The following is a 13,634-nucleotide window of genomic DNA, read 5'->3' on the forward strand; positions in this document are numbered from 1 at the left end:
GTACGGAGATCCCCAGTTCCGGGTGCCTGCGCACCATCGCGGCCAGCGCCTCGACGAGCCGGTCCTCCTGCACGTCCTGCCCGAGCCACAGGCCTAGCGGCAGGTTGTAGGAGACGGTCTGCGGATCGTCGGCGTGCAGGGCCCACAGTGCGGCCTGCCCGCGGCTGAGCGGGTAGGGCCCGGTGGGCGCCTTCGGGGCGGCGGCCGCGGGCGCGGCCGGGGCGGGTGCGGCGGCCGGAGCGGTCGCGTCGACCAGGCCCCGTACCAGCAGCTCGGCCACTTCGTCGGACAGCTTGCCGGAGGCGATCGCCGCCAGCAGTTCACGCAGGTCGGTGCTCATCGGCCCGCCCCTCCCTCGAGTACGGCCAGCGCGTCGTCCACGCGGACGGTTCCGTCGCGCAGCCCGGCCAGCAGAACGGCCACCTGGTCCACCGGTGCGACGGCGGGAGCCGGATCGGGCTCCTGGTCCTGCTTCTGCGTCTGCTCCTGGGGCGCGGGCAGTGGCCCGTACGCCTCGAACACGGCCCGGGCCACCGCCCGTACCGTCTGGGCCACCCCGAACATCCGGGTCGGCACCTCCACCTGGTAGTCCGCGCCGAGGCGGCGGCTCAGTCGGCGCAGGCCCAGCGAGTCCACTCCCGCGTCCGACAACGCCCGGTCCAGCGGCAGGCGTTCGGGCCGCATGCCCAGGTGGGCCGCGAGGAGCCCGCGTACGTGCCTACGGACGGCGCCCTCGGCGTCGTCTCCGGCGGGAGCCCCGGCCTCGGCCGGCTGTGCGGCGGCGGGCGTCTCCACGGGGACGGCAGTCCCCACGGCGGCGGGTGTCCGCGGCCCGGCCGTGGCAGGGGTGTCCGCATCCGCCTCGGCCCCGGTGTCGGCGACCAGTCCCGCCTCGGCCGCCTGGAGGGCGTCGAAGCGGGCTCCGGGCGTGAGCCAGTAGCTCTCCCGGGCGAAGGGATAGGTCGGTGCGGGCACCCGCCGGGGCGCCGTTCCCGGCCACAGCTCCGCCCAGTCGATCGGGGCGCCCCCGACCCACAGCCGGGCGACCTTGTCCAGTCGGCCCGCGTCCACCACGGCCCGCAGATACCGGCCGCCCTCGGGGCCGTCCAGCAGCAGGGTGGTGGTGGCGTCCTTGCCGTCCCCCGCGAAGACGCCCGGGACCGGTCCGCCGGCCTGCCACGCCTCCAGGGCGGCCGCCAGCGCACGCGGCGAGTCGGCGACGACCGCGAGCCGCTCGGAGAAGGCTTCCCGGCCGGTGCTCAGGGTGTGGGCCAGGGCGGCCGGGTCCACGTCCTCGTGGTCCGCGGCCCAACGGGCCAGGCGCGCCGCGTAGTCGCGCAGCCGCTCCGGGGTCTTCGCCGACAGGACGAACAGCCGCTCCCCCGCCGTCGGGAGGACCGGCGTCTCCCGGTACTCCTCCACCACCAGGTGCGCGTTGACCCCGCCGAGGCCGAAGGAGCTCACTCCCGCCCTCAGCGGCGCCTCGGCCCCGTCGGCCGTGCGGACCCGGTTCCAGGGCTCGTTCCCGGACGGCAGGCGCAGCGGGCCGCCCTCAAGACGCAGGTGCGGGTTGAGCTTCTCCAGGTGGACGTTGCCGGGGATCGACCCGTGGCGCATCGCGAGCAGCGCCTTGATCAGGCCCGTGACGCCGGCGGCCGCCTCCAGGTGGCCCGTGTTGGTCTTCACCGCGCCCAGCACCACGTGCGGCTGCCCGGGGGCCGCGCCGTGGTCGGCGTACAGCTCCGCGAAGGCCGACTTGAGGCCCTCGACCTCGACGGGGTCGCCGAGTTCGGTGCCGGTGCCGTGGGTCTCGACGTAGCCGACGGTCCGCGGGTCCACACCGGCGCGCCGGTGCGCCTTGACGATGCAGGCGGCCTGCGCGTCCGGGTTCGGGGCGGTCAGCGAGTTGGTGCGGCCGCCGTGGTTGACGGCGCTGCCCCGCAGGACGGCGTGGATGACGTCGCCGTCGGCGATCGCCGCGTCGAGCCGCTTGAGCACCACCACGCCCACGCCCTCGGCACGGACGATGCCGTTGGCGCGCGCGTCGAAGGTACGGCAGCGGCCGTCCGGGCTCAGCATGTCGGCCTGGCTCATGTCCACGAACAGCGTCGGCGAGGCGATGACGTTCACTCCGCCCGCCAGCGCGACCTCGCAGTCGCCGCCGCGGATCGCCTCGGCCGCTCGGTGGACGGCGACGAGCGAGGAGGAGCAGGCGGTGTCGATGGTCTCGCTGGGGCCGTGCAGGTCCAGCAGGTACGAGACCCGGTTGGACATGATCGCGTGGGCCCTGCCCACCGTGCTATAGCCGTCGAGCGGGACGCCGAGGGCGTGCTGGAGCTCGAAGTAGTCGTAGGTGCTGCTGCCGATGAAGACGCCCGTGTCGGTGCCGGCGAGCGCGGAGGGCCGGATGCCGGCGTTCTCGATCGCGCTCCAGGACGCCTCCAGTACGAGCCGGTGCTGCGGATCCATCGCGACGGCCTCGTGGGGGGAGATGCCGAAGAACTGCGGGTCGAACAGGTCGACCCGGGGCAGGAACCCTCCCCACTTCGCCGTCGTGCGGAACTCGCCGGGCGTGGGCTCCCCGAACAGGCGGCGCCAGTCCCAGCGGTCGGCCGGGATCTCGTCGACGAGGTCGTCGCCCGCCGTCAGGTGCTCCCAGAACGCGTCCAGGTCGTCCGATCCGGGGAGCATGCCGGCCATGCCGACGATGGCGACGGCGACGGGCTCGCCGGTGCCGGGCGCCGGTGCGGCGGCCCGGACGGAGGCGGCCGGGGAGGCCTCGGCGGCCACGGACCGCGCGCGGGCCGGTTCCGAGGCGTGGGCCGGTTCGGCTGCCGGGTGCTCGTCGTATGCCGTGGCCTGGTCGGGTGCCGAGGCCGGGCCGGATGCCGTGGCCACGGGCAGGGCTTCCACCCTCAAGTGCGCTTCGAGAGCCGCTCCGTGCTGCCGGAGGATCTTGCCGATCAGTTCGTCGGCGGTGGCCACGCCGAAGAACGTGGCCGGGGTCAGGTCGAGGTCCCAGCGGGCGTTCATCCGGGAGCTCAGCCGCGTGTACGTGATCGAGTCGAAGCCGAACCGGCTGAGCAGGTCGTCCGGCGCGAGTTCCTCGGGCCGGATGCCGGCCACCTCGCGCAGGACGGCGAGTATCTCGTCGGCCGCCGCGGCGCGCCAGGAGGACCCGGCCTCGGGCGCGGCCGCGGCCGCGGGCCGCTGCCGTACGTCCGCGTCGGCCGCAGGGACACCGATCCGGCCGAGGAACTCGTCCGTGCCCGAGACCACTGCCACCTGAACCTCCTGTCGGCCGAGCACCCGGCTCAGCGCTTCGAATCCCGCCTCCGGCGAGAGCGGGTGGACCCCTGCCGCGGCCAGCCGGCCCAGGTGGCGCTCGGTGAGGGCGGAGCCCGACCAGGCCCCCCAGTTCACGACGCGGACGGGGTAGGGGAGCCGCGCGGCGAGCGCGCGGCCGATGGCGTCCTGGGCGGTGCACCCGGCCGCGTAGGCCGCCTGGCCGGGGTTGCCGAGGAAGGACTGCACCGAGGAGAACAGCGCCAGGAAGTCCGGCCGCCGGTCGCCCAGCGCCTCGGCGAGGGCCTCGGTGGTGCGGCTCTTCGCCGCCATGCCCCGCAGGAACCACTCCTCGTCCATGGCCGCCAGCGAACGGTCGCTCGGCACGGTCACCGAATGCAGGACCCCGTGGACGACGCCCACCCGGTCGAGCACGGCGCGTATCTCGCCCGGTTGCGAGGCGTCCGCCCGGTGGACCTCCATGCGGGTGCCCGAGGGGTCGAGGGCCTTGATCCGGGCCGCCCGGACCTCGTCCGGCGCGGAGCGCCCGACGAGGACGACGCGGGCACGGTGACGCCGTACGAGCTGCTCGGCGATGTCCAGGCCGACGTCGCCGGTCCCGCCGACGATCACGTACGTACCGCCCTCGCGCAGGACGGGCACGGCCCGGGCCGTGGCGTCGACGGGCTCGAGCACCTCCCGGTACCAGCGTCCGGCGTGCAGCGCGTAGTCGCCGGGGGCGGCGACGGGGACCGCCGTCGGGTCCTCGGGGCCGATGTCGACGGTGGCCACCCGCCAGCGCTCGCACTCGCTGCGCACCGACCGGGCGAGGCCCAGTGCGGCGGCCGACGCCGGGGCGGTCGCGGCGCGGGTCACGACCGTCAGGGCGAGTTCGCCGCCCGCTCCGGGGCGCGCCTGGAGGTGCTGGACAATCCGGAAGAGGTCGAGGACCCCGCGCTCGCCCTCGATCACGGCGTGGACCGCGACGGGGGTCGGCAGGGACTCCAGCGGCGCCGCGCCGATCCGGTGGACCCCGTCCCCCGGCAGTTCGGCGGGGCCGAGCACCCAGACCGGGCCGGTGACCGGTCCGCGCAGGGCCACGTCGGCGATCGGCTGCCGGCGCGGGGCGTAGACACCCGCCCGGGCCGGGGACGCCGACGCCGGGTCCGTGCTCGCCGGGGCCGTGGCCTCAGCCGACGGGGCCACTGCCGCCGGGGCGACCCAGCACCGGCGGCGTTCGAACGGGTAGGTGGGCAGCGGGATCGAGACCCCGCCCGCCGACCAGTCCACGGCGTCCCCGGCCACCCAGCGGTCGGCGTCCGTCCCGCCGGCGGGCCGGGCCAGCGCCGGGTGGTCGGTGCCGTCGGCGGCTGCCTTCAGGGCGGCGACGAGCGTGGACCGGTCGGCGGCGGTGACCGCGAGCCGCTCGGCCATGGCGTCGCGGCCGTGCTGGAGGGTGTGGGCCACGTCGGCGAGTTCCGGTGTCCGGTCCGCCCGTTCGACGGCCTCGAACAGTGCGGTCGCGTACCGGCGCAGGGCCTGCGGGGTGCGTGCGGACAGCGGGAACACCCAGGGGCCGTGCGGCCGCCGCACCTCGGGCGCGGCTCCCGCCTCCTCCAGGACGACGTGGGCGTTGACGCCTCCGTAGCCGAAGGAGCTGACGCCCGCGCGGCGCGGCCCTGCGGCCGGCAGCGGCCAGGCCCGCGCCGAGCGGAGCAGCTGGAAGGGGCTGCCGTCGAGGCGCAGGTGCGGGTTCTGTTCCCGCAGTCCGGCCAGCGGCGGCTGCACGCCGTGCTCCATCGCGAGGAGCACCTTGATCACTCCGGCGGCGCCGGCAGCGGATTCCAGGTGGCCGATGTTGGCCTTGACCGCTCCGATGGCGCAGTACGGCTCGGCCGGCGGGGGCGTGCCCCGGCGGTTCAGCAGTTCGTCGAAGGCCAGCCGCAGGCCGTTGATCTCCACCGGGTCGCCGAGCTCCGTGCCGGTGCCGTGCGTCTCCAGGTAGCCCAGGGTGGCCGGGTCGGTTCCGGCACGCTCGTGGGCCCGTACGATCATCGCCGCCTGGGCGGCCGGGTTGGGCGCGGTCAGGGACCGGGCCCGGCCCCCGTGGTTGACGGCGCTGCCGCGCAGCCAGGCCCGGACCTGACGGCCCTGGGCCCGCTCGGCGCGGGCCAGCACCACGAATCCGTAGCCCTCGCCGCGTACGAAGCCGTCCGCGCGGGCGTCGAAGGTCCGGCACCGTCCGGTCGGGCTCAGCATGCCCGTGCTGCTGAGGAGGACGTGGTTGTGCGGGGACAGCAGCAGGTTGATCCCGCCGGCCACGGCGATGTCGCACTCGCCCGAGCGGATGGACTCGGCGGCCCGGTGGATGGCGACCAGGGAGCTGGAGCAGCCGGTGTTGACCGGTTCGCTCGGGCCGTGCAGGTCGAGGTGGTAGGAGACCCGGTTGACGAGGATGGAGTGTGCGGTGGCGGTGGCGGCGTGCGCGTCGACGGGCACGCCGGAGGCCTTGCGGATCTCGTCGTAGTCGCTCGATCCCGCCCCGATGAACAGTCCGGCGTCGGCCCCCGCGAGGCTGCCCGGCGCAAGGCCGGCGTCCTCCAGTGCCGTCCAGACCCCTTCCAGCACCAGCCTCTGCTGGGGGTCCATGCCCTCGGCCTCGTGCGGGGATATGCCGAAAAAGAGGGGGTCGAAGCGGTCAACGTCGTGGATGAAGCCGCCGCGGCTCGCGTGCACGCCCTCCGGGAGGGCGTGGCGGTCCCAGCGGTCGGCGGGGACGTCGGTGACCAGGTCGTCTCCTTCCACCAGGTGCTCCCAGAACGCGTCGAGGTCGGCGCTGGCGGGCATCCGTCCGCTCATTCCGATGACGGCGATCGCCTCCGGGTCGACGGGGCGCGCGGCCGAGGTCGTGGCGGGCCGGTCCTCCGGGGCCGGCGCGACGGGCGGCGTCGCGGTGGGCAGTGCCTTGCGATGGTCACGCGCGAGACGGTCGGCGAGGGCCCGCAGGGTGGGGGTCTCGTAGAAGAGCGCGGGCGTCACGTCCAGGTCGAAGGCCTCGTTGAGCCGGCTGGCGAGGAGGTTGTAACTGACCGAGTCGAAGCCGTAGTCACCGATCTGCCGGTCGAGGTCGAGTTCGCCGACGGGGATGCCGGAGGCGTCGGAGGTCAGGTCGAGCAACGTGTCCGTGAAGGCGGCCGTGGCGGCCCCGGTGGCCTGTGTGGTTGCCGGGGCCTGCGTAGTCCCCGTCGCCCGCGGGGCGGCGGGTGCGGTGACGCCGGCCGCCGCCCTCGCCACCAGGACGTGCTGGAAGTTGCGGGTGGTCCGGGCAGAGTCCGGCGAGGCCGTCACCGCCTCGTAGCCGGCCCCGCCGAGCACTCCGGTCCAGCCGGGAACGTCCAGCAGCGGCGAGCCGGACAGGCGCAGGCCGGTGTCACCGTGGGCCCACCAGCCGTCGAACAGCCCGTAGGTGAGCGTGCCGGACAGGGTGACCGTCGTCAGCTCGTTGAGGAGCAGTTCGCCGCCGGTGCGCAGGACCCTTCGCAGGTGGCGCAGGGCACGGCCGACGTCCGAGGTGGCGTGCAGGACGTTTGCGCCGACCACGAGGTCGAAGCCGCCCTCGTCGAAGCCCTGGCCGACGGGGTCGGTGTCCAGGTCGAGGCGCTTGAACCGCAGGAAGGGGTACTGGGCGCCGAACTCCTGCCGGCCGTGGGCGAGGAAGGTCACCGACAGGTCGGTGTACCAGTACTCGAGCCGGCCGCCGTACGGTGCGAGGGCGCGCAGGAGTCCGGCGGAGGTACCGCCGGTGCCCGAACCCACCTCCAGGATACGGACGGTGGCGTCAGCGGGCAGACCGGCGAGGCGTTCCTCCACGTGGGCGACGAGGCGGCGGGTGAGCAGGTCGTTGTAGAGGTCGCTGATGGGGTTGCCGCGGTACACGCGTTCCATGAGCGAGGTGCCGGAGGACGGGAACAGCAGGTCGGTGGCGAGGAGTTCGCCCCGCAGCAGCTCCGGGTAGCGCTCCAGGCACAGGGCCAGCAGCCGTACGAAGACGGCGGACTCGGGGTGCGCGTCGGCGAGGGCGGCGAGCTGTCCGAGGTGCCCGCCGACGCGGGCGGCGGCCAGGGCGTCCGGGGCCGGGCGCAGGCGCCCGGCGTATGACGTGAGCAGGCCGTCGCCCACGAGCGCGTCGAGCACGGTGCGCAGCAGGCGTTCGTACCGGGGGGTGACGCCCACCCGGCGCAGGACCTCGTCCGCGTCGGGGTCGGGTCCGTGCCAGGTGCCCAGGCCCTCCAGCAGGGCGAGCAGGGCCCCGCCCGCGATGCGGGTCATCTGTCGGTCGAGCGCGTGGAAGTCCTCCACCACGCGCAGGTCGGCGGCGTTCGGCCGCCCGCTGGTGGGCGTCACGTCGGTGCTCTCCGTTTTCCTGTTCGCTGCCATGCGCTCGCGCAGGGCCTCGGTGCCGGGCACGACGACGCTCTGGGGCGCCGGCCCCCGGAGCGTCTCGACGAGCGCGGCGAAGCCCGCCCGGGGGGTGATGGACCGGAAGCCGGCCGCGGTCAGGCGGTCCCGGTGGGTGTCGTCGGCCACTGCCCCGACGGTGCCCCAGAAGCCCCAGTCGACGGCGCGCACCGGGTAGGGCAGGCGGGCGTCGAGCGCGTGGGCGTAGGCGTCGAGGAAGGTGGAGCCGGCGGCGTAGTTGGCCAGGCCGGGGTCTCCGAGGAAGGACTGGGCGGAGGAGAAGAACACCAGGAAGTCCGGGTTCCGTCCGCGCATGGCGTCGACGAGGGCCGCGGCGACGCCGGACTTGGCCGCCAGACTCTGTGCGAGGTCTGTGTCGGTGAGGTCCCGTACGAGCCGGTCGCGCCGTACCAGCGCCGCGTGTACGACGCCGTGCACCGGGCCCGCCGCGTCGAGGACGGCCGCCAGCCGGCCGGGGTCGGTGGCATCGGCGCGGGCGTAGCGGATCCGGTCCCCGAGGTCGGCGTCGTCGAGCTCGCTGCGGCCGACGAGCACCACGTGGGCGTCCCAGTCCTCGGCGAGGCGACGGGCGATGGCCAGGCCGATGCCCCGGGCGCCTCCGACGATCACGTAGGTGCCACCCCGGCGCAGCGGGACGGGCCCGTCGGCGGCCGGGGCGGGCCGCAGGACCTGAGCGTGGCGGACGGTTCCGCTGTACGCGACGCGCGTTCCGCGGGGCGCGGGCGCCAGGAGGGCGGCGGACGCGTGGGCGGGGTCGAGGTCGACACAGGCTACGGACCAGCCGCGGTGCTCGTTCTCCATGACCCGGGCGAAGCCGGTGATCCCTGCGGCGTAGGGGTCGGTGACGGAGCGGCCGGGCGGGGCGGCGGCGCCGGTGGTGACGATCACCCAGTCGAGGGTGTGCCGGCGGGACCAGGCCCGGGCGTACGGGGCGAGGGCCTTGACGCCCGCGTCCTCGGCGCGCGCGACCCGCTCGGCCTCGTTCACGGTGGTGTCGGCGGTGTCGGTGGGCCCGGTCAGGACGTAGACCAGTCGGGGTGTCACCCGGATCGGTGTGCCCAGTTCGGCGAGGACGGCGTCCTCGTGACGGGCGGCCAGCTCGCGGGCCAGGCCCGCACGGGCGGGGGCGTGGAGCACCACGACCGGACCGTCCGGCGCCGGCAGCGCGGTGGGCGTCGGGACGGCCTCCCAGGCGGGTACGTCCAGCGGGAGCGGCTCGACGCGGGGCTCGGCAGCGGCCCCGGCGGTCGCAGGGGCGGTCTGCTGCGGGGCCGGTACGTCGACCCAGCACCGCACGCGGGCGAACGGGTACTGCGGCAGCTCCACCTTGCGCGGCTGCCGGTCGCGGTGCAGGGCCCGCCAGTCGGGTGCGGCGCCCTCCGCCCAGCTGCGCGCCCACGCGGACGGGTCGGCCGGCAGCGGGCCCGCCGCGAGCGGGCCACCGGCGGGGCGCTGCCCGGTGACGGTGCCCCGGTGGAGGCCCGGCGCCGGCGAGCCGGCGAGGAAGGCGCGGAGGGCGGTGCGCAGTCCGGCCGTGTCGGAGGCGACCACGGCGAGCCGCTCCTCCAGGGCTTCCCGGCCGATCTGCGTCGTGTACGCGATGTCGGCCAGCGCGGCCTCCGGTCCGGCGCCCGCCGAGACGGCCTCGGCGAGAGCGGCGAGGGTAGAACGGGCGTCGACGTGCGGGGCCCGTCCCGGGAACCGGTCGGCGAGGACCCGCGCGAGCCGCCGCAGGTCGGCGACGTCCAGGCCGAGTTCGTCGAGCTCGGCCTCCGGGTCGGCGCCGGCGAGGCCGGCCGCTTCGGCCACTGCGGCCACCGCGTCGAGCGGGTCGCCCGCCGTCGGCTCCACGTACCGCTCGGCCAGCTCGTGCAGCGCCTGCGGGGTGCGTGCGGAGAGCAGCACCACCTGCGGTCCGGCGGTGGAGGGGCCCTCGGCGGGCGGCGTCTGCTGCGGGAACTCCTCGACGACGACATGGGCGTTGGACCCGCCCGCGCCGAACGCGCTGATGCCGGCGCGGCGCGGGCCGCCCGCGGCTCCGGCGGGCCACGGCTCGCTCTCGCGCTGGACGCGCAGGCCCGTGGAGTCCCAGTCGATGCTCGTGTTGGCCGGGTCGGCGTGCAGGGAGGGGACCAGGGTGCGGTGGCGCAGCTGGAGGAGGACCTTGGTCAGTCCGGCGATGCCCGCGGCCGACTCCAGGTGTCCGATGCCGGACTTCACCGATCCGAGCCGGCTCCGCGCGTCGCCGTAGGCCTGGGAGAGGGCCGTGATCTCGATGGGGTCGCCGAGGGAGGTGCCCGTGCCGTGCGCCTCGATATAGCCGACGGAGGCGGGGTCCACGCCCGCCCTGGCCAGGGCCCGGCGCACCACGTCGGCCTGCGCCGCGGGGTTCGGGACGAAGAACCCCCCGGCGCGCCCGCCGTGGTTGACGGCGCTGCCCTTGATCACCGCGAGGACCCGGTCGCCGTCCTCCAGGGCGCGGGCGAGCGGCTTGAGCACGACGACCCCGACGCCCTCGCCGGGTACGTAGCCGTCGCCGTCGGCGCCGAAGGCGCGGCACCGGCCGTCGGAGGAGACGAAGCCGACCTGGCTCAGGTGCAGGTACTTGTACGGGTGGACGATCAGGTTCACCCCGCCCGCCAGCGCCAGCTCGCTGTCCCCGGACCGCAGGCTCTCGCAGGCGAGGTGCAGCGCCGTCAGGGACGAGGAGCACATGGTGTCCAGGGCCAGGCTGGGGCCGCGAAGGTCGAGGAAGGCGGAGACGCGGTTGGCCACGGCGGAGGAGAAGGACGTCGGCAGTACGGGCAGCCGGTCCTCGGCACCCAGCCCGAGCATCTGGTACTGGTTGAACATCACTCCGGCGAAGACGCCGACCATGCGGCCGGCCACGTCGGCGCGGGTGAGCCCGGCGGACTCCAGAGCGTGCCAGGAGGTCTGGAGGAACAAGCGCTCCTGCGGGTCCATCCCCGCGGCCTCGCGCGGGGTGATCCGGAAGAAGCCGGGGTCGAACTCGTCGATGCCCTCCAGGAATCCTCCCCACTTGCTGTACGAGTGGCCGGGCGCGCGGTCGGGCCGGTAGAACCCCTCCGAGGTCCAGCGGTCCGCCGGGATCTCGGTGACACAATCCCGCCCGGCGCTGAGGTTGCTCCAGAACCGGTCGAGGTCCTCGGCCATCGGGTAGCGGCCGGCGACGCCGATCACCGCGATGTCCCGGTCGTCGGCCTCCGGTGTGCCGTGGGTCTCCGCGGGCCGGGGGGCGGCGGCGGTCCCGATGGGGGCGGTGCCGGTGGGGGCGGTGCCAGTGGGGGCGGTGCCAGTGGGGGCGGTGCCAGTGGGGGCGGTGCCAGTGGGGGCGGTGCCGGTGGAGACGGCCCCGGCGGGGGCGGCGTCGGCGGGGGTGAGGCCCAGGGCTTCGCGGGCCCGTTCCGGGTCGCCGTGGAGCACGACCAGCTCGGTGCCGGACAGGGCGAGGGCCCGCTCGAACACGTCCAGGCCCGCCGTGGTCGGCAGCGGGGCCTGGCCCTGCCGGGCGAACAGGGCTTTGGCGGCGGCGTCCGTGCGCATACCGCCCTCGGCCCACAGCGGCCAGGCGAAGGAGAGCAGTCCGCGGTCGCGGGCGTAGGCGTCGAGGAAGGCGTTGGCGGCCGCGTAGTCGCTCTGCCCCGCATTGCCTGCGACGCCGGTCACCGAGGAGAACAGGGCGAAGAAGTCGAGGTCCAGGTGGCGGGTGGCCTCGTCCAGCAGCACGGCTCCGCGCACCTTGGGCGCGAGGACCGCCGCGAGGTCCGTGGCGGGCTTCGTGGTGAACAGCCCGTCGCGCAGGACGCCGGCCGCGTGCACGACGCCGTCCAGCCGGCCGTGCCGTTCGAGAATGCCGCTGATCAGGGCGTCGACCTCGGCGGGCACCGTGATGTCGGCGCGGACGTAGGGGCCTTCGGACGCCGGGCGCGGCGTCCGTCCCACGAGGACGGGCGTGGCTCCGCGCGCGGTCATCCGGGCGGCGAGTTCCCGGCCGATGCCGCCCGCGCCGCCGGTGATCAGGTAGACGCCGCCGGGCCGGAGGGGGACAGCAGGGCCGGGGTCGGCGTCGCGGTAGCGGCGGACGTGGCGGCCGCCGGGGGCGTGCCGTACCCAGGACTCCCCGTGGTCGGTGAACTCCGCGAGCAGGGCGTCCGCGTCGGCGGGGCCGTCGGACTCGACGGCGGTGATCGCGAGGCGCGGCTGCTCCAGGCGCACCGTGCGGGCCAGTCCGGCCACGGCGGCGGCGACGGGGCCCGGGCCCACGTGCACGACGGGGACCGGGCGGTCAGCGAGGACCTGGGCCAGGGCGAGCACCTCGGCACAGGCGGACCGTACGGCCTCGGGGAGGCCGGCGGCGTCCTGGTCCGCGGCGTGCAGGACCGCTTCCGGGGCCGTGCCCTGTCCGGAGAGGTCGGCGAGGAGCAGCCTCAGGTCCCCGGTCTCGGCGGGGCGCAGCTCGTAGGAGTGGGGGGCGGTCCGGCGGAAGGCGGGACCGCGCCGGACGGTGATCTGGTCGGCCCGTACCCGCTGGTCGCCGATGACCAGCAGGGGTCCGGCGGCCGGTGCGAGGGGGCGCGGCGCCGCCTGCCACAGGCCGGTCAGGCAGTGGGTCCGGGCGGGGGTGTCCGCCGCAGGGGCGGAGGTGGCCGGGCGGGCGGGCCGCTCGGCGGGCAGCAGTCCGGCGAGGTGAGCGGCGACCGCGTCGACGGTCGGGTACTCGAACAGCAGGGTCGGGTAGAGCGCGATGTCCCAGTGCTCCTCGAACAGCCGCACCAGGGTGAGGAGGTGGGAGGAGTCCAGGCCGAGGTCGTAGAAGCCCCGGTCGCCCTCGACCACCAGTGCGGGGTCGGCGACCGCCCGGCGGACCAGCTCGACCACCTCGGCCCGGAGGTCCACCGGTCCGGCGTCGGCGCGGACGGGCTCGGCGGGGCTTTCCGGTCGGGCGCGGACGGCCGGGGCCGCGGCCTGCGGGGACGGCTCCGTCCGCTCGGCGGCGAGCCGGGTGATCGCCACGGCGGAGCGGACGCGCTTGAAGGTCAGGTCCGTGAACCGGGCAGCCAACGCGCCCGATCCGTCGCGCAGTTCGATGTCGGCCTTCACCACGTCGTCCCCGGCACCGGCTCCGGCCGGGTGCATGCGCAGGTCGACGGTGCAGGCGTCCCCGAGGGTGCGGGCGGCGCGGAAGGAACCGATGTGCAGGGGGATGAGGGGGCGCCCGTCCGCGTCCGCGCCGTCGAAGGCGAGCGCGTACGACTGCATGGTCGAGCCGTCGAGCAGGGCGGGGTGCAGCAGGAAGTCCCCCACCGTGCTCCGCGCCTCGTCACCGAGCGCGATCTCGGCACGCACCCGGTCCGCCGTGGCGCGCAGGGTTCCCGCGCAGCGCATGAACGCCCGGTGCTCGATGCCGGCCGACCGGCCGGTGGCGTAGACCTCGTCGACGTCACGCGGCATGCCGGACGGCTGGAGTGCGGCGGCTCCGGTGAGCGGGGGCAGGTCGGTGCGCAGGGTGGCCCGCAGGTGGGTGGTCACGCTGTCGTCGACGGGCTGTCCGTCGCGGATCCGGCGGCTGGTCGCTGTCACCCGGAAGACGGCGCCATCGGGTGTGATGTCGACGGTCAGTTCACGGTCGAACGAGTCCGTGGTGACCACCGGCTCGACGAACAGCACGTCGCTCAACTCGGTGCGGTCCAGGGGGACGTCGCGGGCGGCGAGCAGCCGGTAGACGATGTCGAGAAAGGTGACACCCGGCAGGGTGCGCACCCCGTGCACCCGGTGGTCGTCGACGATCGGGTTGTCCCGCTTCAGGCGCAGGGCACAGCGAACGGACCTTCGGTCCACGTGTTCTCTCC

Annotated in this window: 2 protein-coding genes (1 of these 2 cut by a window edge); both read right to left on the bottom strand. The window is 75.5% G+C overall.

Annotation, left to right across the window (positions count from 1 at the left end):
• Positions 1-340 carry the 5' portion of a non-ribosomal peptide synthetase gene (locus J7E94_RS27525; RefSeq protein WP_215019508.1) on the bottom strand. Its footprint begins 4,343 nt before the window's first position, so only the first 340 of its 4,683 coding nucleotides appear in the window; the start codon lies at positions 338-340; its stop codon lies beyond the left edge, outside the window.
• Complete coding sequence (locus tag J7E94_RS27530) at positions 337-13,623, bottom strand: SDR family NAD(P)-dependent oxidoreductase (RefSeq protein WP_215019509.1); 13,287 nt, start codon at positions 13,621-13,623, stop codon at positions 337-339. Before J7E94_RS27530 ends, J7E94_RS27525 begins: the two co-directional genes overlap by 4 nt.
• Between the last annotated feature and the right edge of the window lie 11 nt (positions 13,624-13,634).

It is taken from the genome of Streptomyces sp. ISL-94, from assembly GCF_018614075.1.
In the GTDB taxonomy this organism is placed as follows: Bacteria; Actinomycetota; Actinomycetes; order Streptomycetales; family Streptomycetaceae; genus Streptomyces.